The sequence below is a fragment of the Salinisphaera sp. SWV1 genome, from assembly GCF_052044155.1.
Lineage (GTDB): Bacteria > Pseudomonadota > Gammaproteobacteria > Nevskiales > Salinisphaeraceae > Salinisphaera.
The window spans coordinates 167,927-192,411 of record NZ_JBQDYE010000002.1 but is presented as its reverse complement, the minus strand read 5'-3'; the positions used below and the strand labels follow the sequence as shown (position 1 = coordinate 192,411).

General features: G+C 65.9%; 24 protein-coding genes. 6 read left to right on the top strand and 18 right to left on the bottom strand.

Features of this window, described 5'->3' with window-relative positions:
• Entirely contained in the window at window positions 1–1,113 is a 1,113-nt protein-coding gene (locus ACS8YF_RS02055) for an ABC transporter substrate-binding protein (protein ID WP_440848557.1), read from the bottom strand.
• 295 nt (window positions 1,114–1,408) lie between these two features.
• Here ACS8YF_RS02055 and ACS8YF_RS02050 point away from each other — a divergent pair, with 295 nt between their 5' ends.
• The 3 genes from ACS8YF_RS02050 (at window position 1,409) to ACS8YF_RS02040 (ending at window position 4,822) form a co-directional block, all read left to right on the top strand.
• Window positions 1,409–2,332, top strand: a complete 924-nt coding sequence (locus ACS8YF_RS02050) for a recombination-associated protein RdgC (RefSeq protein WP_440848556.1) — start codon at window positions 1,409–1,411, stop codon at window positions 2,330–2,332.
• Between the two features lie 12 nt (window positions 2,333–2,344).
• Window positions 2,345–2,920 (top strand): gamma-glutamylcyclotransferase, encoded by a 576-nt coding sequence (locus ACS8YF_RS02045; protein ID WP_440848555.1) that lies wholly within the window; start codon window positions 2,345–2,347, stop codon window positions 2,918–2,920.
• A gap of 768 nt (window positions 2,921–3,688) precedes the next feature.
• On the top strand, window positions 3,689–4,822 hold the full coding sequence (locus ACS8YF_RS02040; protein ID WP_440848554.1) for a glycosyltransferase: 1,134 nt from the start codon (window positions 3,689–3,691) through the stop codon (window positions 4,820–4,822).
• A 432-nt stretch (window positions 4,823–5,254) separates the two neighbouring features.
• Here the strand turns inward: ACS8YF_RS02040 and lon are convergent, their stop codons facing one another.
• From lon to ACS8YF_RS01995, 9 genes are all read right to left on the bottom strand, one after another.
• Entirely contained in the window at window positions 5,255–7,663 is a 2,409-nt protein-coding gene (gene lon, locus ACS8YF_RS02035) for an endopeptidase La (RefSeq protein ID WP_440848553.1), read from the bottom strand.
• 4 nt (window positions 7,664–7,667) lie between these two features.
• Entirely contained in the window at window positions 7,668–8,072 is a 405-nt protein-coding gene (locus ACS8YF_RS02030; protein WP_440848552.1) for an Hsp20/alpha crystallin family protein, read from the bottom strand.
• A 74-nt stretch (window positions 8,073–8,146) separates the two neighbouring features.
• The gene (locus ACS8YF_RS02025; RefSeq protein ID WP_440848551.1) at window positions 8,147–8,866 is read right to left on the bottom strand and encodes an LrgB family protein; all 720 of its coding nucleotides are present in this window, start codon (window positions 8,864–8,866) and stop codon (window positions 8,147–8,149) included.
• Between the two features lie 3 nt (window positions 8,867–8,869).
• Window positions 8,870–9,226: a CidA/LrgA family protein gene (locus tag ACS8YF_RS02020; protein ID WP_440848550.1), complete on the bottom strand. Its 357-nt coding sequence runs from the start codon at window positions 9,224–9,226 to the stop codon at window positions 8,870–8,872.
• A gap of 90 nt (window positions 9,227–9,316) precedes the next feature.
• A complete protein-coding gene (locus tag ACS8YF_RS02015) occupies window positions 9,317–10,408 on the bottom strand; it encodes a M42 family metallopeptidase (RefSeq protein WP_440848549.1) in 1,092 nt (363 codons plus the stop codon).
• Between the two features lie 95 nt (window positions 10,409–10,503).
• Window positions 10,504–10,947, bottom strand: coding sequence for an MliC family protein (locus ACS8YF_RS02010; RefSeq protein ID WP_440848548.1), 444 nt, complete (start codon window positions 10,945–10,947; stop codon window positions 10,504–10,506).
• Window positions 10,948–11,040: 93 nt separating this feature from the next.
• Window positions 11,041–11,655, bottom strand: coding sequence for a flavin reductase family protein (locus tag ACS8YF_RS02005; protein ID WP_440848547.1), 615 nt, complete (start codon window positions 11,653–11,655; stop codon window positions 11,041–11,043).
• A gap of 206 nt (window positions 11,656–11,861) precedes the next feature.
• Window positions 11,862–12,266 carry a DUF4168 domain-containing protein gene (locus ACS8YF_RS02000; RefSeq protein ID WP_440848546.1) on the bottom strand — a complete coding sequence of 135 codons (405 nt, stop codon included), beginning with the start codon at window positions 12,264–12,266 and terminating at the stop codon, window positions 11,862–11,864.
• A 128-nt stretch (window positions 12,267–12,394) separates the two neighbouring features.
• Window positions 12,395–14,056, bottom strand: coding sequence for a Na+/H+ antiporter (locus tag ACS8YF_RS01995; RefSeq protein WP_440848545.1), 1,662 nt, complete (start codon window positions 14,054–14,056; stop codon window positions 12,395–12,397).
• Between the two features lie 211 nt (window positions 14,057–14,267).
• On the opposite strand from ACS8YF_RS01995, the gene ACS8YF_RS01990 reads away from it, so the two are divergent.
• Window positions 14,268–15,083 carry a creatininase family protein gene (locus ACS8YF_RS01990; protein ID WP_440848544.1) on the top strand — a complete coding sequence of 272 codons (816 nt, stop codon included), beginning with the start codon at window positions 14,268–14,270 and terminating at the stop codon, window positions 15,081–15,083.
• A 3-nt stretch (window positions 15,084–15,086) separates the two neighbouring features.
• Here ACS8YF_RS01990 and ACS8YF_RS01985 read toward each other — a convergent pair whose 3' ends face one another.
• Window positions 15,087–16,226, bottom strand: a complete 1,140-nt coding sequence (locus tag ACS8YF_RS01985; RefSeq protein ID WP_440848543.1) for a GTP cyclohydrolase II — start codon at window positions 16,224–16,226, stop codon at window positions 15,087–15,089.
• 109 nt (window positions 16,227–16,335) lie between these two features.
• Between ACS8YF_RS01985 and ACS8YF_RS01980 the strand changes: the two genes are divergently transcribed.
• Window positions 16,336–17,154, top strand: a complete 819-nt coding sequence (locus tag ACS8YF_RS01980; protein ID WP_440848542.1) for a RibD family protein — start codon at window positions 16,336–16,338, stop codon at window positions 17,152–17,154.
• A 1-nt stretch (window position 17,155) separates the two neighbouring features.
• On the opposite strand, the gene ACS8YF_RS01975 is transcribed toward ACS8YF_RS01980, so the two are convergent.
• Genes ACS8YF_RS01975 through ACS8YF_RS01960 form a run of 4 tightly spaced genes read right to left on the bottom strand, consistent with a single transcriptional unit; the run spans window position 17,156 to window position 20,449 of the window.
• Complete coding sequence (locus tag ACS8YF_RS01975) at window positions 17,156–18,007, bottom strand: class I SAM-dependent methyltransferase (protein WP_440848541.1); 852 nt, start codon at window positions 18,005–18,007, stop codon at window positions 17,156–17,158.
• Window positions 18,004–19,062 carry a glycosyltransferase family 4 protein gene (locus ACS8YF_RS01970; RefSeq protein ID WP_440848540.1) on the bottom strand — a complete coding sequence of 353 codons (1,059 nt, stop codon included), beginning with the start codon at window positions 19,060–19,062 and terminating at the stop codon, window positions 18,004–18,006. Before ACS8YF_RS01970 ends, ACS8YF_RS01975 begins: the two co-directional genes overlap by 4 nt.
• On the bottom strand, window positions 19,059–19,457 hold the full coding sequence (locus ACS8YF_RS01965) for a 6-pyruvoyl trahydropterin synthase family protein (RefSeq protein WP_440848539.1): 399 nt from the start codon (window positions 19,455–19,457) through the stop codon (window positions 19,059–19,061). Before ACS8YF_RS01965 ends, ACS8YF_RS01970 begins: the two co-directional genes overlap by 4 nt.
• The gene (locus ACS8YF_RS01960) at window positions 19,445–20,449 is read right to left on the bottom strand and encodes a zinc-dependent alcohol dehydrogenase (RefSeq protein WP_440848538.1); all 1,005 of its coding nucleotides are present in this window, start codon (window positions 20,447–20,449) and stop codon (window positions 19,445–19,447) included. Before ACS8YF_RS01960 ends, ACS8YF_RS01965 begins: the two co-directional genes overlap by 13 nt.
• Before the next feature lie 162 nt (window positions 20,450–20,611).
• On the opposite strand from ACS8YF_RS01960, the gene ACS8YF_RS01955 reads away from it, so the two are divergent.
• Complete coding sequence (locus ACS8YF_RS01955; RefSeq protein WP_440848537.1) at window positions 20,612–21,847, top strand: class I SAM-dependent methyltransferase; 1,236 nt, start codon at window positions 20,612–20,614, stop codon at window positions 21,845–21,847.
• A 49-nt stretch (window positions 21,848–21,896) separates the two neighbouring features.
• Here the strand turns inward: ACS8YF_RS01955 and ACS8YF_RS01950 are convergent, their stop codons facing one another.
• The 3 genes from ACS8YF_RS01950 to gspL are packed head-to-tail and all read right to left on the bottom strand — an operon-like array spanning window position 21,897 to window position 24,378.
• Entirely contained in the window at window positions 21,897–22,655 is a 759-nt protein-coding gene (locus ACS8YF_RS01950; protein WP_440848536.1) for a type II secretion system protein N, read from the bottom strand.
• A complete protein-coding gene (gene gspM, locus ACS8YF_RS01945) occupies window positions 22,655–23,158 on the bottom strand; it encodes a type II secretion system protein GspM (protein WP_440848535.1) in 504 nt (167 codons plus the stop codon). The genes ACS8YF_RS01950 and gspM overlap by 1 nt, the downstream gene beginning before the upstream one ends.
• Window positions 23,155–24,378 (bottom strand): type II secretion system protein GspL, encoded by a 1,224-nt coding sequence (gene gspL / locus ACS8YF_RS01940; RefSeq protein WP_440848534.1) that lies wholly within the window; start codon window positions 24,376–24,378, stop codon window positions 23,155–23,157. The genes gspM and gspL overlap by 4 nt, the downstream gene beginning before the upstream one ends.
• Window positions 24,379–24,485 lie beyond the last annotated feature (107 nt).

Below are 24,485 nucleotides of genomic sequence, written 5' to 3'. Positions count from 1 at the left end.
TCAGCTGCCGCTGGTGTCGTTGCCCGAGGCGCCGTTGTTGCCGGTTGCCTGGTCATAAAACGACGTATCGAACAGCGCGTCGATATCCAGCTTGGCCTTGAGCGTGCCCTCGTCGCGCTGGAACTGATACATGCGCTTGGTGGAGTCGATGATGCGATGCGGATTGGCCACGAAGTTGGATTTCGAGTGATCCACCGCGGTGGCCACGATATCGCGCGGCAACCGGCCGCCGCCCACATGCCTGGCGACCGCGTCGATCGCCGAGGCCTTGCCGGCTTGCAGTGCTTGGGTGGCCTCGATATGCGCAGCCACCAGACGGGCGACGACTTTCGGATGCGCCTTGATGAACGACTTGCGTACCGCGACCACTGCCCCGGGCTGGTTGTCGAACATCTCGGCGCCGCTGGCGACCACGCGCGCCTTGGGCTCGCGTTTCTCCACGATGGAGACGACCGGCTCGAGAATGGCCGCGCCGTCGACCGCGCCGGTCAACAGCGACTGCTGCACCTGCGAGGCGCCCTGATAGATGACGTCGACATCCGAAGCATCGGCGTGCAGTTTGTTCTTCAGCCAGTAGGCGAACACGGTCTGCGGTACCGAGCCGACAGGGAAGGTCGAGATCTTGGCCTTGTGCCCGGTGTCCTTGCGAAAGCGCGCAAACGCCGTGGCCGGATTGCCGTTTTCGAAATAGGGGGCGAGATTGCCGAGCGCGACGACGCTGATCTGCTGGATGATGTTCGAGGACACCACGCGAATGTTCGCGCCCTTGGAGCGCGCCACCATGGTCGGGCCGATGCCGAAATAAGCGATATCGAGCTGGCCCGAGGCCAACGCCTGCACCATGGCCGGGCCATTCTGGAACGACACCAGGTCCGGATCGATGCCGGCCCTGGCGATACCGCCGTTTTCCAGATTCACGAACAGCTGGGCGTCCGGCAGGATCGGCATGTAGCCGATCTGCGCCTTCACCTTGACCGGTCGTGTACCGGAGGTGCTGTTGTTCGAGGCTTGAGCCGAGTCGGAATCCGACTGACCGCAACCGGCGAGCGCGGCCACGAGACCGAAGGCAATAAACAGCGACAGCAGGCGGCGAGGCGAAGGGCGTCGAGACATGGCAGAAACCCGGCAAAACCGATTCGAATTCCCGGAGCGCGGCCGGGCGTGATGCAGCGCGATATTGCCACAGCCGGCTTTTTTTATTAATCGGCGCGTCAGGCATCGCGCGCGTCACGAGGTGCTTTTAGCGCGCGCCGGCGCCCGCGGCTCGAACTGTTTCAACGTGCGCTCGGCGGCCCGACGAGCGGCGCTTGAGGCCGGCGCCGTGCCCGCGTATTGTGCGCCTCGATTTCGGGCGCATGCGCGCTGCCGGCGCGCCGCGTCGTCATGATTTTCCCGAGGGCAACATTCTATGTGGCTACGTAATCTGTGCGTTTTTCTGGGTACCGACACTTTCCCCTGGAGCGCGGCCGACCTCGAGAACGCGCTGGGCGAGGCGCTGTGCCCCGAGTGCGGCGAGCAGACCGTATCGGTCGGCGGTTTCGTGCCGCCGATCAAGGGCGAACACGCCATGACGCATGTGGTGGATGGCCTGGCTATCTGCGTCTACCAGGAAATCAGCCGCGTATTGCCCGGCCCGGTGCTGACCGAAGAGGTTGAAGAGCGCATCGAGCGTATTCAGGCCAAGGAGGGCCGCAGCGTTGGCCGGCGCGAGAAAGCCGATATCCGCGATCAGGCGCATTTCGAATTGCTGCCGCGCGCCTTCACGCGCTCCAAGCGCACGACCTGCGTCATCGATCTGCGCGCCAGTCGTGTCTGGGTCGATGCCAGCTCCGAAACCCGTGCCGAGACGGTGATCACGGCGCTGCGCGAAGCGCTGGGTACGCTGCCGGTGACGCGCCCCGAGCCGCGCATGAACCCGGCTGAGGAACTCTCGCGCTGGGTGGCCGACGAAAACGCGCTTCCCGACGGCTTCGAGTGCGGCGACCGTTGCGTGCTGGAATCCACCGATGAAGTAAAATCCAGCGTGCGCGTTAACGCCATGGATCTGCAGGCTGAAGAGATACGGGCCCATCTGGCCGGCGGCATGCAGGCCACCAGGCTCAATGTGGCGGTCGACGATGCCATCGAGTTCGATCTGGACGATCAACTCGATCTCAAGCGTATTCGCGCGCTGGATCTGATCCAGGACGATCTCGACTCGCTCGACGCCGATGATGCCGTCGCCGAACTGACCGCCCGCATCGCGCTGCAGGGCGAGGCCTTGCGCGGCATTCTGGACCGGCTGTATACGCATTTCGGCGTGGCGGGTGAGTCGGCGGAAGTTGCTGCCTAGACGGTAGCCGCCATGTCGCACGACACGATCGAAGCGAACCGTCAGGCGGGCACATTCGCCGACCAAGACGAACTATGGCTGTTCGGCTATGGCTCGCTGATCTACAAGGCCGGCTTGGATTACCGCGAACGCCGGCCGGCCACCATCGAGGGCTGGGCCCGGCGATTCTGGCAGGGCTCGCACGACCACCGCGGTACCCCGGACTCACCGGGACGCGTGGTCACGCTGGTCGAGGCGCCGGGCGAAACCTGCTTCGGCATGGCGTATCGCATCACCCCCGCGCATTTCGACTATCTCGATCATCGCGAGAAGAACGGCTACCTGCGTTTCGCCCAGCCGATGACCTTCGACGATGGCCGGGTCGAGCGTGGCCTCGTTTACATCGCCACGCCCGACAACGCGGCCTGGCTGGGCGAGGCATCGATCGATGCCATCGCGCGCCAGATCGCGAATTCGAGCGGCCCCAGCGGGCCCAACCGCGACTACGCCCTGAACCTCGCCGATAGGCTGCGTGAACACGGTGCCGATGACCGCCATGTGTTCGCAGTCGCCGATCGGGTCCGTGAGCTGATCACCACCGAAAGCTGAGACAGCGCTGATGCTCGCACCGCTCGGTGAGTCGCGATATGAACGCTGTACCCCCCCAACCACCACTGCTGGTGGGGGCGCAGGCGTCGTTCGAGCGGAGCACGACCGATCGAAATGTGCGTGGGCGGGATTGAAACTGGCGGCGTATCGGGCCGGGTTAAAAGCGCGACCGTTCAGTCGCGAAGGCTGCGCCCTGGATGGCGATGTCAACGGTCCCGGGAATACCGGAGGCCCCAACTCCCGCTACAAGATACTAACCCGGCGCAAAAATAGATGATTTTTCGGGTTGATAGCGCGCGTATGCGACCGCATGCTCGCCGCGGCCATCGGCCGCGAAGCCTTCAAAAATAAAAGACGGACAGGCGCCAGCTTTTATTTTTGAAGGCGTTGAAAACAGTTGATGAAGTCAGCTGTTTTAATGCCGGATTAATAACCATGAAACAGAGCAAACGTTATTCATCAAGGGTTCGCAGGTCGATACGCGATAGAATGCCCGTGTTCGGTACGGCAAAAGGTCAGTAACGAGTCGCTATAACCGCACTGAACTGCGGTCCGCTGCTGACGCGAACGATTGTGAACGACCGCGGAAGGTCCCGGGGGAGTCGGATCGCAGATAGTCGCCAACCGAACCGTCGATTCCGTATTGATGACGCCGGCCGCTGCGCAGCATCGTGAGAAAGGGCAGGCGTACGCGCCGGACCGGTAGAATGCGATGCGGCTTTTTCTCTTTTCACATATTGTCGACTTTTACAGATCGAGAAGTGATTAATGCCTACTGAACCCAAGTCCGCCAAAGTGCGCCCGCTCCGTATACTGGCCTCACCGGCTTTCAAGTCTCGCAAAGTCAACCCATATACGTTCGATCTGTATACTCGGCTTGTGCGTTATGGTGCGAGCGTAGAGCAATTCAGTGCACGCCGACTGCGAGCGGACCCGGCACCGGATATCTGGCATATCCATTGGCATGAAGAATTGCTCAAGTTTCGTAACCCGTTGAAGGTGCTGTATCGATTGATGCGTTTCGAGAAAAGTCTGCGTAGCGCGCGCAAACGGGATGTAAGGATCGTGTGGACCGTCCATAACCTGGGCCCTCATGAAAAGAGGCATCCGCGGCTCGAATCGCTGTTTTGGAAGCTATTCCTTCCCCGGGTCGATGCCTGCATACACCTCAGTGAAGCGGGACGGCGTCAAGCGATTGAAAAATTTCCAGAAATAGAAAACAAGCGGTCTGCCGTCATTCCGCATCCGCATTACCGTGACAGCTACGAAAACGGCATCACTCGGAAGGATGCCCGGAAACGGTTGGCGATCGAGCAGGACACCTTCGTAATTCTGTTTATCGGCCAGATCCGGCGTTACAAGAACGTGCCGCGGCTGATCAAGGTGTTTACCGAAATCGAAGCCGCGAACGCCCGACTGATCATTGCGGGACGCCCACGCGAGAATCATCTTCAATCGGAAATTGAAGCGTTGGCCTCAATCGATTCTCGAATTACGCTTCAGCTTGGCTTCGTCGACGAGGCCGATCTGCAGGTGTATTTGAATGCTGCGGACATCATGATTGCGCCGTATCGCGATATATTCAATTCCGGAACGGCGCTCTTGTCACTCTCGTTCGATCGCCCGATTATTGTGCCGCGAGCGGGTGCGCTTCCGGAATTGGAGCAGGAGGTTGGTTCCGAATGGTTGAGGCTGTATGACGGGCAGTTGAATGCCACCATTTTATCCCGCCTTATAGAAAAGCCGGCCGGCATGAGTCATGATGCCAAGCCCGACCTCAGTGCGTTCGATCCCGAACGGGCCGCTGAAAGAACTTTTAATCTACTGTGCGAGTTGGCCCCGAGCGCGGCAGCGACCGCAAAACTGCGCGACTCGTCCGGTTATTCGCCGAAATCCTTGTGATTCGTGACGCTGGGTTCCTGAATTGAATTGAATTCATGGAGTCAAGGTCTGTGGCTTCGGGAATCGCGAAGATGTCGTCCGCCCTCACTGTCAGGGTAGTTGTCGCCTGATGATTTCAGGATCGGCCCAGACGCTGTGCCCGGCGAACCTTATCAATCCGGCATCAAAACAGCTGACTTGATCCGCTGTTTTCAACGCCTTCAAAAATAAAAGCCGGCGTCTGTCCGTCTTTTATTTCCAAGGCTTAGCGGCCAATTGCCGCGGCGAGCATGCGGTCGCATGCTCGCGCTATCAACCCGAAAAATCATCTATCTTTTGCCGGATTAATAAGCTGGCGGCGCTCCGGAAAGCGACCCGGTCGCCGAATGTAACGGTGCCGGAGTTGGCGCCGATCCGCCGTGCGGAACGCGCCACACCGGGCCGCCGGCGCGATCACGCCGGCGCGGGCTCGGCTTCCAGCGCGATTTCGATGGCTTCCTCCACGTTCGAGATGTAGCGGATCTCCAGCGCTTCGCGGACGTTGTCCGGGATGTCGTCTTCGTCGCGGCGGTTGCGGGCGGGCAGCATGACGGTCTTGATGCCGGCCTGGTGGGCGGCGAGTGTCTTTTCCTTCACGCCGCCGATCGGCAGCACCTGGCCACGCAGACTGATCTCGCCGGTCATGGCGACATCGGCCCGCACGTTGCGTTCGGTCAGCAGGGAGACCAGCGCGGTGTAGAGTGCGACGCCCGCGCTCGGGCCGTCCTTCTTGATCGCGCCGGCCGGCACGTGGATATGAATATCCGAATTGTCGAGGCGCGCCTGGTCGATGCCGAGGTCATCGGCCCGGGCCTTGACCAGTGACAGCGCGGCCTGGGCCGATTCGCGCATGACGTCGCCGAGCTGGCCGGTGATCGTGAGCTTGCCGTTACCGGGCGCGCGCGATGCTTCCACGAACAGGATGTCGCCGCCGGCCGGGGTCCAGGCCAGTCCGGTCGCCACCCCGGCGACCCCGGTGCGCAGGGCGACCTCGTCGTCCACCCGGCGCGCGCCGATGATGTCGTGCAGATCGTCCGGGCCGATCTGTCCGGGGCCGGATTGGCCCTCGGCGACCTGCACCGCGGCATAACGCGCGATGGCGCCAATCTCGCGTTCCAGATTGCGCAGGCCCGCCTCGCGCGTATATCCGGCGATCAGGGCGTCGAGCGCGTCGTCGGAAATGTCGCACTGGGCGCGCGTCACGCCGGCCTGCTCGAGCTGGCGGTCGATTAGATAGCGCTTGGCGATCTGTTTCTTTTCGTCGCGCGTGTAGCCGGGCACCTCGATCACTTCCATGCGATCGCGCAGCGGCCCCGGGATGGTGTCCATCACGTTGGCGGTGGCGATGAACATGACTTTCGACAGGTCGAACGGCGTGCCGAGATAGTGGTCGTTGAAGGAATCGTTCTGCGACGGATCGAGCACTTCCAGCAGCGCGGACGCGGGGTCGCCGTGCGCCGAGGCGCCCAGTTTGTCCATCTCGTCAAGCATGAACACCGGGTTGCGCGTGCCGGCGCGGCGGATCTGGCTGATGATCGAGCCGGGCATGGCGCCGACATAGGTCCGACGATGGCCGCGGATCTCGGATTCGTCGTGTACCCCGCCGAGCGCGGCGCGTACGAACTCGCGGTTCATGGCGCGGGCGATCGAGCGGCCGAGCGAGGTCTTGCCCACACCGGGCGGCCCGACGAAACACAGGATCGGCGCCTTGCCGTTGGGGTTGAGCTTGTGCACCGCAAGGTGCTCGAGGATACGGCGCTTGATCTTGTCGAGCCCGTAGTGATCCTCATCCAGAATCCGGCGCGATTCGGCGATGTCGATGGCGTCCTCGGACAGTTTGTCCCAGGGCAGCTCGGCCATCAGCTCGAGATAGGTCCGCACCATGGAATACTCGGCGGACGATTCGTTCATCCGCTCCAGGCGCTTCAATTCGCGCTCGGTCTGTTCGGCGGCGTCTTCCGGCAGGTGGGCCTTGTCCAGCGCTTCGCGCAGGCGTTCCGCCTCTTCGGCGACCGATTCGTCCTCGCCCAGCTCGCGCTGGATCGAGCGCATCTGCTCGCGCAGCATCGCCTTGCGCTGATGCTCGGACATCCGTTGCTGGGTCTGCTGGTTGATCTCGTTCGACAGCCGCATGACTTCCAGCCGGTAGTCCATGAACGACTGCACCAGCTCAAGCCGCGGCTCCAGCTCGATCGTCTCGAGGATCCGCTGCTTTTCCTGCGGCTTGAGGCCGAGATAGCCGGCGGTGGCATCGGCAAGCAGCGAGGCGGACTCGATCGACTGGATGGCGTTGGCCAGCTCCTGCGACGGGCGCTCCATGAGCTGGATCGCTTCCAGCGCACGGTTGCGCAGGGTGGTCATCCGCGCATCGACATGCTTGTCGCCTTCGGGGGCGGGCTCGTCGATCCATTTGACCTTCGCCGCGAGCCCGCCATTGTCGTCCTGGACGAACTCGCGCACGCGGAAACGGGCGATGCCCTGGCAGACCAGATGGTGCTGGCCATCGTTGCCGGTGACATAGCGCAGAATGTTCGCTGCGGTGCCGACCTTGTGCAGGCTGTCCGGCAAGTTGTTGGCGTCGCCGTCGGCGTCGCCCAGCAGCAGGCCCACCGGTTGATCGGCACGCATGGCCCGCTGGGCGGCGTCGATCGCGGCTTTGCGATCGAGCACGACCGGCATGACCAGCTCCGGAAAGAGCACGGTTTCGCTCATGGGCAGGATGGTCAGCGTGTCCGGGCGCTGCGGCGTGTTCCGGTTGTAGACCAGCGTGGTGCTCGGCCCCTCGACGGTGTCGGGGCTGTCGTGATTGTCGGTTTCGCTCATGATTTCAGCGTTTGGCGAGCGTCAGGTACAGACATCCGTCGGTCAACTCCCGGCCCGTGATGACCAGCCGGGGCCAGGGCAGGACGACGCGACGTTCGAAGTGGCCGTGCGGAATCTCCAGGCGATGCAGCAGGCCGTCGCCGGCCGGCGTGGGCACGCTGCGGTTTCCAGCCACATAAAGCGTATCGCCAGCGATTTCGAGATCGGTCAGGCTGCGATCGGACACGCCCGGCAAGGCGACGATCACATAGACCGCGTCGGGCGTTTCGAATATATCGACCGGCGGCTCCCACTGTCGGCGGGGGTGCGTTTCGACGCGGCGAAAGAACTGACGCTGAATGCGATCGGCGCGTTCCTGGCGGCGCATCGCCTCGGACCACATCCAGCTCTCGAAATCGTCTACGGACATCGGTTCGCTCGATTGATGATTGCCTTCAACATAGGGACGGCCGACGGGCGACACAAGCACTGTCGGGGTGTTCGTCAGCCGAGACCGAACAACCAGACGATCAGCGGCACCAGCAGCGCGGTCAGCGCGCCGTTCAGCCCCATGGCCAGGCCCGAGAACGCGCCGGCCTGCTGGTCGTACTCGAAGGCCCGGGCGGTGCCGATGCCGTGTGACGACACGCCCAGGGCAAAGCCGCCGGCGACCGGGTCACGCAGGCCGAGCGCGGCCAACAGCGGCAGGCCGAAGGCAGCCCCCAGAATGCCGGTGACAATCACGAACACGGCGGTCAGTTGCGGGCTGCCGCCGATCTGGTCCGATACGCCCATCGCGATCGGTGTGGTGATCGAGCGCGGCAGCAGCGACAGCAGCATCTGGCCGTTCAGACCCAGCGACCAGCCGATGACAAGCGTCGACAGAATGCCGGTCAGCGCGCCGACAAAAAGTGCGATCGAAATCGGCAGCACGGCGCGCTTGAGGGTATCGATCTGCGCCGCCAGGGGCACGGCGAGTGCGACCGTCGCCGGGCCGAGCAGGAAATTCACGAACTGTGCGCCCTGAAAGTATTCATCGTAGGGCGTGCCGGTGGCGGACAGCAGCAACACGATGGCGCTGACCGATACCAGTACGGGGTTGAGCAGGGGAAACTGGCGGGCCTTGAAATACAACTGCTTGGCGAGCCAGAACACGCCCACGGTGAGGGTCAGCCACAGCAGCGGCTGTTCGGCCAGATAGACCCAGATACGCGTGAACGACATGGCCTACGGCTCCTCGTTGCGTGGTCGCCATTTGAGTAGCCAGTGCAGGGTGACGGCGGTCACCACCAGCGTAATGGCCGCGCTCGCCACGATCGTGATCGACAGTGCCACCCACTGTTCGGCCACCGCATGCAGATGCGCGATGATGCCGACCCCGGCCGGCACGAACAGCAGCGCGAGGTTCTGCAGCAGACCCTGCGCCGTGCGCTCGAATGGCGCCGGCGTGGTGCCACGCCACAACAGATAGGCGAACAGAAGCAACATGCCGACCACCGGGCCGGGCAGGGGAATGCCGGTGAGGCGGATCACGAGGGTGCCGATCAATTGCAGAATCAGCAGTGCGGCGATCGATCCAATCATGACGTTGTAAAGGGTTCGTCGCGAATCCGGTTGCGCCGGCCCGTCGGGGAGGGCGAATAGAGCCGGCCGTATGGCCGGCCCATGTCGGCCCTAGTCGAAGTAGCTGAAGGTGTCGCCACTACGGATGCCGCGTACGCCTTCGTACATCAGGCGGATGACGTTCTCGACATCCGTACGGTGCACCATCTCGACGGTCGTGTGCATGTAACGCAGGGCCAGTGCGATCAGCGCCGACGGTACGCCCTGGTTGCTGTAGGCGAAGGCATCGGTATCGGTGCCGGTCCCCGGCGCGCGCGCCTGGCGCTGGAACGGGATATTCTCGCGCTCGGCTGTCGCGATCAGATGCTCGCGCAGCTTGTTCTGCACGGCCGGCGCATAAGCGATCACCGGGCCGTCGCCGATCTTGAGCGAGCCGTGGGTGGTCTGCTCGATCATCGGCGTGGAGGTGTCGTGGGTCACGTCGGTGACGATGGCCACATCGGGCTTGATGCGCTCGGCGATCATGCTCGCGCCCTTGAGGCCGACTTCTTCCTGCACCGCGTTGACCACGTAGAGCCCGAAGTCCAGTTTGTGCCCGGACTCGTGCAGCAGACGGGCGACCTCGGCGATCATGAAGCCGCCGATACGGTTGTCGATGGCGCGGCAGACGAACTTGTCCCCGTTGAGCACGCTGAACTCGTCCGGATAGGTCAGCACGCAGCCGGGATGGATACCCATGGCCTCGACCTCGTCCTTGGACGAGGCGCCGACGTCGACGAAGATATTTTCCTTGGTCGGCGCCTTTTCGTTGCTGGGGTTGCGGGTATGGATCGCCGGCCAGCCGAACACGCCCTCGACCGGGCCCTGGTCGGTGTGGATATGCACGTGCTTGGACGTCGCGATCTGATGATCCGAGCCGCCGTTGCGCAGCACGTAGATCAACCCCTTGTCGGTGATGTGATTGACGTACCAGCCGATTTCGTCGGCATGGCCCTCGATCACGACCTTGTAATCGGCATCCGGATTGATCACGCCGACCGCGGTGCCGTACGCGTCGGTGATGAAGTCATCGACATAGGGGGCGAGATACGCCATCCAGAGTTTCTGCCCGGCGGACTCGTAGCCCGTCGGCGATGCGTTGTTCAGATAGCGCTCGAGAAACGCCATCGAATCGGCGTTGAGAATGGATTCGGTGTCGGCCATGAAATATTCCGTTCGTACGCCGTCAGGCGCCTGAATGCAGGATCGCATTGTCCGGCCGCCGGCGCGCCGGTTCAAGCGCGCAAGGCCGGGCGGGGTTATTGCTGCTGGCAGGCCGTGATTTCGTGTCCGGTGGCGCCGTTATCGGTGTGGGCGAACAGCGTCGCCTCGGCGCCCCGGCCGGTGCCGCGGGTCCACCATTCGTAGTGTTTGCCGACATAACGTGCGCCGTCGGCGGAAATGGCGATGTGCATCGGCAGTTTATGCCCCTGGTAGCGCACGACCGCGTGGTCGGTGTCGGGGTAGCGCGCGCTGATGGTGGTGCCGTTGTTGCAATCGTAGTCGATCGCGCTGTTTTGCGCGGCGTGATGGGTAGTCTGCGTGGCGTGCCGCGCCGGTGTGCCGCCGACCGGTCCGCCGGTGGTCGGCGTGGCCGAGGCGGCGGAGCCTTCCGGCGGCGGCAGGGTGTCGGGGGCGCAGCCGGCGAGCGCGGTCAGGGCGATGGCGCCGGCCAGGGCCGGCGCGAAGGAACGTCGAAGCATGGGTGAGCCTTCAAATCATGTGGTGTTTGCGGCTTGTCACAGTCGCATGAATCCGGACGAGGGGCGGCACGGCGCGCGTACCGCCCCGTGACCCTATCCAGGCCGTTTCATCTGGAACCGATCGTCGCTGTCGATACCGAAATAATCGGCCGGTCCACCGGCGCGCATGATCGGGGCGGCGGCGACCGTGTCGAAAACGCCATCGACCAACAGTCGCTCGTCGATGTGCACGCCCACCACCTCGCCGATGGTTAGCCAGTTGTTGGTTTGCCCGCCGGCCGCGGTTCGCAGGCGAACCACCTGGCTCAAGCGGCATTCGAAGGCCACGCGGGCTTCGGCGACGCGCGGCGCGGCCACGACTTGCCCGGCCACGGGCGTGAGCCCGGCCAGTTCGAACTCGTCGATCTCGGCGGCGACGCTCGCCGAACTCTGATTCATGGCGGCGGCCAGATTCCGGCTGGCCAGGTTCCAGACGAATTCGCCGGTCGCCTCGATGTTGCGCACGCTGTCCTTGTAGCCGTAGCTGGAGAAGGCGAGCATCGGCGGGTCGGCACTGATGGCGTTGAAGAAGCTGTACGGGGCGAGGTTGCGCTGCCCCTGGGCGTCCACGCTCGACACCCAGCCAATCGGCCGCGGCGCGATGATGGATTTGAACGGATCGTGGGGCAGACCGTGCCCCTTGGCGGGTTCGTAGAAATGAAAGGCCATGCCATGTGTCGGCTTGATTGAGGCGAACAGCCTATATGGCCACCGGCGACATATCTATCCGTCCGACGGGCCCGGGCGCGATCGATGCAGTGGCGCGCCAGCCAGCGTGCCTGCGGCTGGCACGATTGTCCTGGCTGCGCGCCGGTGTGCGCCGAACCGGGCCTCGAGCCCCGCAACGGGCCCGAAGCATCGATCCAGGCGGCGAATCAGCCCTGCATCGCCTTCTGGATGCGCTGCTGCAGTTTGTGATTGTTACGCGTCGCCTGGGCGATCTTGTTGTACTGCTGCACCGACAGCCCGTCCTTCTTGATCGTCTGCACGATCTGCTTGTTCATGTGCTGGCGATATTGCTTGGCCTGCTTTTTGTTGTCGGCGTTCTTGATCTTCTGCTGCGAGTTGCGCACCAGCGACTGCATATCCTTCTGCGCCTTGGCGAATTTTTGCACCTGGGCCTGCGAGACATGCGTGGAACCGGCATTCGATTGCGAATAGCTGGACTGCATGCCCGAGTTGCCCGACGTGTTCGTGCCCTGGGCGAATACCGGCGCCGTGGTTGCGGCCAGACCGAGCGCGATCACGGTGGCGGTCGTGGTGAACAGCGATTTGTTCATTGCTCTTGTCCTTTCGGTTGCAATTGAGTGAGCGATCCCTGAATCGGGACCGCACGGCCACCAACGATCGACCGGCGCCTTCGGTTCCACGATCAGGCGAATCGATCGTGTACCCGGAGCGACGCCGGTCAGCGCTTGCCGGCGCGCCGTCCGCTGCGCAGCGAGGCTTCAGTGAGATCGATGTCGGCCATGATGCGACGCATGGTGACGTCATTGATTTCGCCCTTCCGGCGCAAACGATAGAGCTCGTCGCGCTCGGCGTTGAGCGCGGCCAGACGCAGCGTGCGCTCCATGCCGAAGCCGCGGCGCGCGCGTCGCTTGTCCTCGGCGTCCGAATCCGGGTCCAGCCAGGGCCGATACGCCGCCATCACGCGGGCCGCGACTTCGGCGTACAGTGAGGCCTCATCGGCATCCTCGGCCTGTGCCTTGTGCTCCTCGCGCATGTAGTCGAGCGCCTGGATGGCGGCCCGGGCCGACTCGGCGCGCGCGTCGCGTTCCTCGGTGGCGCGTGGATCGTCCGCGGGCAGTTGAATGCGCCGCAGCAACGGCGGCAGTGTCACGGTGGCGAGGGCCAGCGACAACAGGATGACCCCCGCGGCAATGAACACGAACACGCCGCGCCCGGGAAACGGCGTGCCGTCGCCTTCGGTCAGCGGCAACGACAGCACGGCGGCGAGCGTGATCGCCCCGCGCACCCCGGCCAGAGTGGTGGTGGCGATGATCCGGGACGATACGCGGGCGACATTCTCGCCGCGCCGGCGTGCCCGCATCACGACCAGCTTGAGCATGATCCAGACCCACAGGTAGCGCGAGACCATCAGCAGCGCGAGCAGGGCGAACGGGTACGCGGCGAGATGCCACCAGTCGACGCCGATCGACGCCTTGGCTTCGCCCGCATGCGCCACGATCACGGGGATCTGCTGGCCGAGCAGTACGAAGATCACGCCGTTGAATACGAACTCGAGCATCGCCCACATGCCGCGGTTCTGCATGCGCGTGGTCAACTCGCCCTTGAGGGTATCGATGCTGTTGAGCGTCATGCCGGCGGCCACCGCCGACAGGATGCCGGACACGCCGAGATGCTCGCCCATGAGATAGGCGCCGAAAGGAAGTAACAACAGCAGCGCGACGTGGCTGGATGGGTCGTCGCCGCGCCACTGGGTCAGAAAATGCCGGACCTGCGCGAACAGCCAGGCCAACGCCCAGCCGACCGCCAGGCCGCCGGCGGCGATGATGACAAAACTGAGCGCGGCCTTCGGCAGCGAAAACGCGCCGGTGAGGGTGGCCGCAATACCGAAACGCAACGCCACCAGGCCGGAGGCGTCGTTCATCAACGCCTCGCCCTGCAGGATATGCAACAGCCGCGACGGAATATGGGCGTTGCCGGTGATGGCGGATACGGCCACGGCATCGGTGGGCGAAAGCACCGCGCCCAGGGCGAATCCCGCCGCCAGCGGTATTTGCGGAATCAGCCAGTGCACGAAGAAACCGACGCAGAGCACGGTCACCATCACCAGGCCGAGCGCGAGCGCGGTGATCGGCCCAAGCAGGCGCCGGAATTCGCGGCGCGGCATGCGCCAGGCGTCGGCGAACAGCAACGGCGGGATGAAAAGCAGGAAGAACAGTTCGGGATCGAGCCTTACGTGGAGCCCGAAGGGGGGCACCGCGAGGGCGGCGCCGAGCGCGATCTGGACCAGGGGACGCGGCAACCGGAACGGCAGGAGGCCGATCAGCACGCCGGAGGTGGCGACGGTGAGCAACAGGATCAGCGTGGTGATTACGATCGTCATCGAAAGTCGAACAAAGCCTTGTGTGGTGGTAACCGTTCGGGCCGCGCGGCACATGTCGAGCGCGGCTCGCGGCAGCAATCGTGGATGGCCCGGCGCGCCCGGGCATCGGGAATGCCCGTTATTCTACCCGTGTGGCCGTGCCGCACCGCGCGTTGCGCGCCTTGGGCGCGCTGGCGCATCATGCCCGGGTATGCCGCAACCGTGATGATGCATGAGGCGAATCCAATCATGGTCCGCCCTGACCGGGCCGGAACTGGCGGCGATCGCCACACAGGACCCGGTGGCGCTGCTGCCGGTGGCCGCGATCGAGCAGCACGGCCCCCATTTGCCGCTGGCGACCGACGTCACGATTGGCGAGGGGCTTGTCGATGCCGCCATTGCGCGGCTGGAATGCAATGCCGCGCCGCTCGATCTGTTGATCCTGCCTACGCTGAGCGTGGGCGCGAGCCTGGAACACGCCGGCTTTGCCGGCACGCTGAGCCTGTCCGCGGAACAGGCCATCGCCCAGATCCGGGCCGTGGGCGCCAGCGTGGCGCGCGCCGGGATGCGGCGCCTGGTGTTGTTCAACAGCCATGGCGGCAACAAGGCCGTGCTCGATCTCGCGGCGCTGCAACTGCGGGCGGATTACGGGCTGCTCGTGGTCAAGGCCAATTATTTCCGCTTCGCCCCGCCATCGGGCGCGCTGGCCGCCGAGGAACTGGCGCATGGTCTGCACGGCGGGGCGCTGGAAACGTCGATGATGCTGCATCTGGCGCCCGGCACGGTACGCCGCGAGGCGCTGGCCGATCACCCCTCGCTCGGGGCGCGGCGCGCGCGGACCGGCGCCACGCTCGGCCCGGAGGGCGACGCCGGTTTCGCCTGGATGGCGGCGGATCTGAATCCGGCCGGCGTGACCGGGAATGCGGCGGCGGCCGACGCCGCGACGGGGGCGCGCCTGGTCGAGGCCTTCGGCGCGCGCCTGGCCGAGATCGTGGCCGAAACGGCGACCTTCGATCTCGACGCGCTCGGCGGCCCGGTCCGGTCGTGATCCTCAGTCCTGTTCGTTGCGATCCGGGTCCGGCGTGTCGGTGAGTACCGGTTCCTGGAGCAGGGCGTCCAGCCAGTGGCCCGCCCGTTCGGCCTTGGTGGTCAGATAGCGATGGTTTTGCCGGGTCAGCCGACCGTAGATGCCGCTGCGCCCGGCCACCTCGATCGGCTCGCGATTCATCGCTTCGATCTTGGCCGGATTGTTGGTGAGCAGATCGATATGCGCGACATCGAGCTGGGCCAGTATCTCGCGGGCCACGGCATAGTCGCGCTCGTCCTTGTCGAAACCGAGTACGCGATCGGCGTCGACCGTGTCCAGGCCGTCGTCCTGCATCTGGTAGGCCCGCATCTTGTTGGCCAGTCCGATGCCGCGGCCTTCCTGGGCCAGATAGAGCAACACGCCGCCACCGCGCTCGTGGATGGCGGCCAGACTGGCCTTGAGCTGAGGGCCACAGTCGCAGCGCAGGCTGCCGAAAAGATCGCCGGTGAGGCAGGCCGAGTGCAGACGGACCGGCACCGGCGCGGGCCAGCGCGCGGCGTCGCCGATGATGATGGCCACGTGCTCGCGCATGCCGTCGGCCTCGCGGAAGACGACGAAGCGCGAGTTGGGCGCGGCTTCCAGCGGCACATCCGCTTCGCTCACGCGGCGCAGCAGCGACGGGGCGGCCTGGCGGTGCGCGAATACATCCGCCGCGGCGACCGAAAGCAGATCGCCGCGATCGAGGCGACGTGCGATGAGCGGGCCCAGATAGTCATCCGGCTCGACCACGACCGCCGCGGGGATCAGCAGACCGCGGCGCATCAGCGCCAGGGCGGCATGACCCGCATCGGATATGGGCAGGGCCGGGCGAGTGTCGGGCCAGCGGGCCCCCGGGTCGGCCGCCCACTGGATCAGCGCGTCGCGGCTGTCCGTGGCTTGCAATGCGATCGCGGCGGGCGCGCCGGCGGGTGGGCGGCCGAGGTGGGCCAGGCGATGCTCGGTCAGCACGAGCTGGGGCGCGTCGCGCGCGCCGGCACGCATTTCGTCCAGCAGCGCCGCGCTGGTGCCTTCGATGGATGCGACCAGATAGCGGGTTTGCGGCGTATCGACGACGACCGGCAGGCCGCGCCGAAGATCGAAGATCGCACGCTCGACATGTTGCATGAAGCGTTCCTGTATCGATTCCAAGTGCTGGGCAGTCATGCAACCGTGGCTTGCTAACGTGAATCCGCGGACGATAGGGCCGACCGGAATCGTTTAAAGGCTGCGTATGATGCCATTTATCGACAACACTTACGCTTGGCGCGTGATTCGCGATGCGCGGCGGCGACTGGCCGACGACATCTGGCGGGTCGACCGGGCGTTGACGATCGAGCCCGGGGGCCGGTGGGCGGCCGATGCCCCCGTCGAGGCGGACGCGGCCTTTTTGTTCGATACCTTGCTGCCGCTGGCGTTCTGTCGCCGCGATCATGTGGTGGCGCAGCTCGGCCAGAGCCTGGACGGGCGCATCGCCACCGTGAGCGGCCATTCCCATTACGTCACCGGCGAGCCCAGTCGTGTCCATCTGCATCGTCTGCGGGCGCTGGCGGACGTCGTGATCGTCGGCGCCGGGACGGTCGACGCCGACGATCCCCGGCTCACCGTGCGCCACGTCGCCGGCGATGACCCGGTGCGCGTGGTGCTCGACCCGCGCGCGCGGGTGCCGGCCGACCGGCGCGTGTTCAGCGATGGCGGGCCGCCCACCTGGCACGTGGTCGCCCCGGGCCAGCCTGCGGCGCCCGGCGCCTTGCCGTTGCCAGTGGCCGGCACTGATGGCGCCGGCCTGCCACGGGCCTTGCTCGACGCTCTGGCCGCGCGCGGACTGCATCGGGTGCTGATCGAAGGCGGCGGTGTGACCATTTCGCGGTTCATCGATGCCGGATGCGTCGACCGGCTGCATACAGTCGTCGCACCGCTTCTGATCGGCTCCGGCCGGCCCGGGCTCGCGCTGGCCGAAATCGAAACGCTGCACGAGGCCCGGCGGCCGCGGTGTCGCTCGTATGCGTTGGGCGAGGACCGGCTCTACGATCTGGATTTGCGGGCGTCGGGCTAAATCAGCGCCGGCGCGGATTGGGCAGGCCGAGTACATCGATATGGCCGATGCACAGCCGCGCCCGGCCGCGCTCGACAGCCTCGACCCGCCGCGCCGCCCAAGCGGCCATGCGCTCGGCCTGATCCGGTTGCTGCCGGGTTGCGGCCGATTGCCAGCCCGCGATCAGGGCGCGTGTTAGCGCGGCGTCGTCGCGGCCGAGCTGCCAGTCGCTCGGCTGCGTGGCCACGGCATAACCGCATCGCGCCAGGGCATTGATCAACACCGCCGGGGCGGCCGCGCCGAGAGCGGGACCGAAGCCCTTGTCGCGCGCCTGATCACGGGCGAGGGCCCGGCGCACGACGGCATCGTCCGCGTCGGCATCGGAGAACTGGATCCGGCCGTCGACGCTGAGCGTGATCAGTACCGCTGCGCCGTCGCGGGCGCAGGCCTCGGCCAGCGTGTCGATCCAGCCGCGCGAGACGAGATCGATCAGCGCGGAGGCGGTGACCAGATCGGCGTCGCGCAGCACCGGGGTCAGTGGGGCGGCCAGATCGACGATCTCGGCAGACAGCTGGCAATGGTCTCCGGCATCGGGGGGCATGGCGCGTTCGGCTGCGGCGAGCAGTTCGGCATCCTGATCCAGCAGGCGCCACGCGACCGGTTGGTGCAGGCGCGGGGCCAGATAGCGCAGGTTCGATCCACGTCCGGCGCCGAGATCCACCACCCGCGCGCGGCGCCCGGCGGCCGTGCGGCGCAGATGCGCGGCGGCCAAAAGCGTGAGTCCGTGGGCCCGGCTGCGATGATCGACGGCTTCCCGAAGCGTCAGCCAGTCGTCGGCGAAGTGCGAGCCCGCAGCGGGCGACGCGCGGCTCATGCGCGGGCGACGCGTTCGAGGATCGCGGCAAGGCGCGCGCCGGCATCGTCCCAGTCGGGCAGGGTGGTGGCGGCCCGCAGCGCCCCCGCCGCCAGAGCGGCGTAGGCGTCGGGATCGGACAACAACCGGCGCAGACCGTCGGCGAGCGCCTCCGAATCGCCCGGCGGCACCGCCAGCCCGGCGTCGTCCGGCAGGGTGTCGGCGAGCGCGCCGCCGGTGGTGGTGATGACGGGCAGGCCGTGGGCCAGCGCCTCGGTCACGACCATGCCGTAGCCCTCGTAGTAGGACGGCAGTATGAACAGGGTGGCGTCGTTGTAGGCAGCCGAGAGCGCCTCCGGCGGGCGGCTGCCGTTGAGATGAATGCGCCCGGCCAGCTGGTGACGATCGATGGCGTCGCGGATATCGGCCACGCACGCCGGGTCGCGTTCGGTGTCGCCGATGAAGTCGCAACGCCATGCCAGATCGGCGACTTGTGCCAGTGCCTCCACCAGGACGGCGTGGCCCTTGCGCGGGATCAGGCTGGCCACGCAAAGCAGGCGTGGTGTCCCCCCGCGCTTTCGCAGCGTGATACCGGCCGGCTTGTCCAGCCCGGGTGCCACGATATCGAGGTCGGCGCGGGCGACGCCGTAGGCGCTGGCCAGGCGCCGGGCGGTGAATTCGCTGGTGACGATCACGTGCGCGGCGTTGGCGAGCGCGCGGCGCTCGTTCGCGAACAGGCGGTCGGCCAACGCGCCGTCGATGCCGGATTCGTCGGCCAGTGGGTGATGGATCAGCGCCACCAGTCGAAGCCGTTCCGATTCGCGCGCAATGAGCTCCGGCAGCGCGCCGAACACGAGCCCGTCGACGATCACCAGTTCGCCATCGGGCCGCGCGGCGAGCGCCGCGGTCAATGCCGCCGCCGCGGCGTCGTCGGCCTCGGGAAAACGGCCGGCGAGCCCGACGACTTCAATGGCATGGCCGGCGCGGCCGGCCGCGCGCGAGATGCGGGCATCGTAGATATAGCCGCCGGTGTACTGCGTCGGGTCGCCGGCGACCAGCATGCGGGTCGGTTTCACAGCTCGGCCTCGTAGCCGGCCCAGGCGACGTGCGACTCGGACAGTTGCACGCCCATGCGGCAGAGTCCGGCCGCGCCCGCGCCGAGACGGCCGTCCGCGATCGCCTGTTGCAGGCGATTGAAGATTTCGCCGGCCATGAACTCGGTGGTGGTGTTGCGTCCGGCCAGGGCCGGGTTGTCATCGAGGTTACGCAAATTGAATTCGGCCAGCGCTGCCGACAGCGCGGTCGAGGCGGCGCCGATATCGACCACCAGATCGTCCTCGTCCAGAGTCTGGCGATAAAAAGTGACATCGACGACATAAGTCGCGCCGTGGAGCGCCTGGGCGGGACCGAACGTCGGGCTGGAGAAACTATGGGCGATCATGATGTGATCGCGCACGGTCAGGTGATACATGGCGGGTCCTGGCAGTTGGCGTAGACGATGCGCTGGCACAGTGTACGGTCGGCGGGATCGGCCAGCCGTTCCATGACCGCCGGCAGGCTGTCGAAATCGGCGTCGTCGGCGAACAGTACGTCGAACCGGGCATCCGCGCACAGCGCCAGTGCCAGCGCGAGCCGGCGCCGGTGATTCCAGCGGGCGGCGCGCGCCGGCGAGACCGTGCCCACCTGGCTCGCTTTCAGCGTCAGCCGCCGCGAATGGAACGCCCCGCCCAGGGCCACACTCGTTGCCTGCGTGCCGAACCAGCTCAGTTCCACGATTTCGGCCTCGGACCCGGCCAGGGACAGCGCGGTATTCAGCCCCGCGGCGCTCGCGCTGGCATGGAACACCAGATCGCGACCGCCGGTCGCGTTTTCTGGCCGGGCGAATGCCGCGCCCAGCGCCGACGCCACCGAGGCGCGGCCGCTGTCGATATCGACCAGTTCCACCGCGACGCCCGGCAGATCAACGCACAGACCGGCTACCAGGCTGCCGATCACGCCGGCCCCGACCACGCTGATCCGGTCGCCGACCCGGGGGCCGGCGTCCCACAACGCATTCACGGCGGTTTCCATATTGGCTGCGAGCACCGCGCGCTCGGCCGGCACGTTCGGCGGCACGGCCACCACGGCATCGCATGGCACGACGTACCGCGTTTGGTGTGGATACAAACAGAAAACCGGACGGCCGAGCCAGCCCGGCGGCCCGCGCTCGACCACGCCGACGTTGGCATAACCGTGCTTGACCGCACCGGGCAGGGCGCCGGCCTGAAACGGCGCGCGCATACGGTCGTATTCGCTTTCCGGCACCGCCCCGGCATAAACTAGGGTTTCGGTGCCGCGGCTGATCGCTGAATAGCAGGTTCGGACGACGACGTCGTCGGCGCCCGCGCAGGGCAGGGTTTCGGTACGCAGGCCGGCGCGGCGCGGCGGCTCCAGCCAGAGTGCCCGGGCGATGTCAGCGGTCATGGCGGGCCGACGATGGAGATGGTCGCCCAGACTAAGCGTTCGACAGGCCATTGGCCAGATCATGCGTTCGGCTGCACTATGCACTTACAGCGCGTGCGTTGTATTTTATAAAAATGAATAGACGGGGTTCGGCCGGCCACAGCCGGGCCAAAAGGATGGGTTGTGAAGAGTAGTTTTTTTGAGCGTTTCATCAGCCGCGGAACCCTGGTGTTGCACCACGCCGACGGTGCGGAGCAGCGCTACGGTTCCGGCGAACCGGTCGCCCACGTGCATCTGCGGACGACCCAAGTCCTCAGGCGACTGCTGGCTGATCCGGAAATGGCCTTCGGCGAGGCCTACATGGACGGCGACTGGTGGCCCGGCGAGGGTGGGTTGCAGGCGGTATTCCGTCTCTATTTCGCCAACGAGAACAATCTACAATCCAATCGTTTGATGGACCTCGCGCGCCGCGCGTTCCATGGCGTGCGCGAAATGAATACCCGCATGCGCGCGGAGCGCAACGTCCAGCACCACTACGACATCGACAACGAGCTTTTCCAGCGTTTCCTCGACCCGGAAATGCAGTATTCCTGTGCCTATTTCGAACACGAGGGGATGTCGCTGGACGATGCGCAACGCGCCAAGCTCGCGCATATCGGTCGCAAGCTGCTGCTCGAACCGGGGCAGACGGTGCTCGACATCGGCTGTGGCTGGGGCGGGATGGCGCTGTTTCTGGCCCGCGAGTACGACGTCGATGTGGTCGGGCTGACCTTGTCCAACGATCAGTACGATCACGCCTGCAAACGCGCCGAGACGCTCGGCCTGAGCCACCGCGTGACCTTCCTCAAGGAGGACTATCGCGAGCATCAGGGCGCCTACGACGCCATCGTGTCGGTGGGCATGTTCGAGCATGTGGGCCGGCCGCAGTATCAGACGTTCTTTGACCAGGTCGCACGCCTGCTCAAGCCGGACGGCCGCAGCCTGATCCATTTCATCGCGCGCAACGGCGTGCCGCCCAGGGACAGCCGGACCTGGATCCAGAAATATATCTTCCCGGGCGGCTATATTCCTTCGTTGTCGGATTTCGCGCCCTGCATCGAGAAAACCGGCATGTCGCTGTCCGACCTCGAAGTCTGGCGGCTGCACTACGCCCGGACGCTGGCCGCGTGGAACGCGCGCTTCCAGGCCGAGCGCGATGTGTTCCGCGAGCGGCTGGGCGAACGCTTCTGCCGCATGTGGGAGTTCTACCTGCTCGGTTGCGAAGCGATCTTTCGCTACGGCCAGCTCGTGGTCTACCAAGTGCAACTCGCGCACCGCAACGATGCCGTGCCCGTCACGCGTGATTATCTGTATGCCGACCGAGAGCCGGAACCGGCCGTGGCTCGGGCCCGGCAATCGTCGGTGAGCGCGGCCGGCTGAACGCGGCAGTCGCCTCGGCGCATGGTGGCGAGGCGCGCGGCCCGGTCAATCAGAGGGCGCCGCGCTCGTGTATGCGGTACCAGCCTTGGCTGTCGGGTGTGCCGAGTGGCCGGAGCATCTGCTTGAGACGATCGTCTGCCCCGGCGCGGGCGCGCAGCTTGACGTTCAGGTCATAGCGCCGGTTGCGGCCGGATAGCGCCACCCTGCCGGTCAATGCCAGCGGCCCCTTGCTGTCGACAATGCGCGCCTCGACCCCGTTGCCGTCGCGGTCCAGCCGCGCCTTGAAGCGGCCCAGGGGCAGCGGCGGATTCAACAATTCCCACCGGCTGTCCGTGAGCTGGACGGTGCCGGCCAGCGCGCTGATGGCGAGGTTGTCATCGAACCTCAGGTGATCCAGATGCAGGCCGATCCGTCCGGACAGGGGCACGAACGTATATCCCGCCAGATCCGACAACCAGCCGATGGTCGCCTCGCCCTGGACGTCGTCGAGCGAGTTGGAACCGAGCACGCCGCGATGAAGGTCACCCGAGACGTGGCCCAGATCGCTGTCCACCCGTAGCGTTGCCGAAAGCTCGCCGAGCAACAGCGCGGCCGGGTGCACGTGCCAGCGCACATGGCTCACGGCGCCATGCGGCAGCACGGCGTAGGCCGCGCGGCCGTCGAGTAATGTGCCGGAAACCCCCTGCAGCCGCACCGGGGTATTGCCGGTGACCCAGCCGGCCACCAGGGACGCGGGCAGATAGGTCACGAGCCCGATCATGAACGCGACTCCGCCGACGGCCGCGAAACGCATGATCCGCCAGTTCATCAGGAGCGGCCCCGGATCAGGGTAAGGCGGGCCTCGACCCGGCCCGGGGCGCCCTCGGCCCGCGAAATCGTCGCCTCCGAGGCGACCACGCCATAGTCGCTTTGCAGGGTTTTCAGCCAGTACAGCATGTGGTTGAAGTTGGCCTTGTCCAGGGTGACCAGCGCTTCATCGTTGTTCTTCGGCTGAATATGACTGACCGCACCGCCGAGATTGTGCGCGCGGCTGGTCGCATCGACGATGCTCAGCAGGGACTGATCGCGGCCCTTGGGTTCGCTGTGCTGTGACGAGGCGCGCAATAGCTTCGCTTCGTTGCGGATGCCCAGCATCCAGCGGGCCTGGTTGGATTCGGCCGTGACCTGTTCGCGGGCGTTGGCCAGCGCGCTGTTCAACGGGTGCCACAGGCCGTAATAGAAGATTGCGACGGCCACCACGGCGGCGGCCGCCGCCACCATGATGCGCTCGCGCGGCGCGAGGCCCTGGAACCACGCCCTGAGCGCGCTCATTGGCCCGCCCCCGGACTGACGGTGGCCCGGATCTGCACGCCCGAGGCGCTGGCGTCGGCCCCTTGCACGGAGAGCTGAATATCGTCGCGCTGAGCGAATCCGGCGCGCAACATCTCCACCGATTGCACGTTCTTGCCGTTCAGGCTGAGATTGAGTTTTCCGTCGCGGTACTGCATGGACTGGACTTGTAGATCGTCGGTCTGGCCGGTCACAGCGGCGACGGCCTGGACCAGCGGGAACAGGCCGCCGGCACCGCCGGTGCCGCGCAACTGACGAATGCCTTGTTCGGCCTGCACGCGCAGATCGTTGATGTTCTGCACCCCGGGAAAGGCATCGTGAAACGCGGTGAGTGTCTGCGCATGCAGGGCGTCGACCCGTTGGTCGAGCTGCCAGGTCTCGATGCCGCGCGCTACGATGGCGATGACGAGCCACGCTGCGGCCAACGCGCCCGTGAGCATCAGCGGTCGCCATTGGGACTGGAACTGCGAACGCGGCGCGAAGGTCCCCTGGCGCAGATTGACGCCGCCGCGCAGGGCTTCGGGCTCGGTCAGCAGCGTAGCCAGCAGGGCATTGGCATCGGCGCAGACGACGAGATGCAACGCCGGGTCTTGCGCGTCGCCGGCCCAATCGATATCCAGCGGGCGTTGTGCCTCGGCGGCGTCGATGGCGTACACGGTCGCGGCCACCGGCGCATCCAGCGCGCCCGCAACAATCGGCCAGAGATCGGTATCGCAGGCGAACCCCGCTGTGGCTTCGGTGCGTGCCAGCACTCGATCCCCGCTGGCGGCGAGCTGCCAGTGATCGGCGCCGGGCGCGGGCAGGGCCATGTAGTCCGGCAGAATGCGCGTCGCCTCGATGCCGGCGGCGTCGAGCGCATCGCACAGCGTTGTCATGCGATCGAGGTCGATCACCGCAACCGGCGTCTCGCCAGCGCGATCGGCGCTGCCGGCCAGCGCGAAATGCAGTTGCTCGACGCGTCCGGCGAGGCGATCCTCGAGTGCGTAGCGGGCCGCCTGGAGCCGGCGCGCTGCCGTCCGGATCGGCGGCAGCGGCGCGCGTGTCAGCAGTACATCCTCGCCCGGAATGAGCACCGATATCTCGGCATCCTCGCCCTCGATCGCGGCGGCAAACTCGGTGAGCGAACCCCGCGTCAGCTGCCGCTCGTCATTGAGCCAGGCCGCTTGCGTTCCATCGAAATACACCGCCAGCCGTTGGGCCACGTCAGCTCCCCGAATCGGTGCGCATGTTCGCCCCTGGGCGCACCCAACCGATGCGGCAGTCTAACGCAGTCTTTACAGGTGTTGAGCCGTTGCGCGGCACGAGTCCA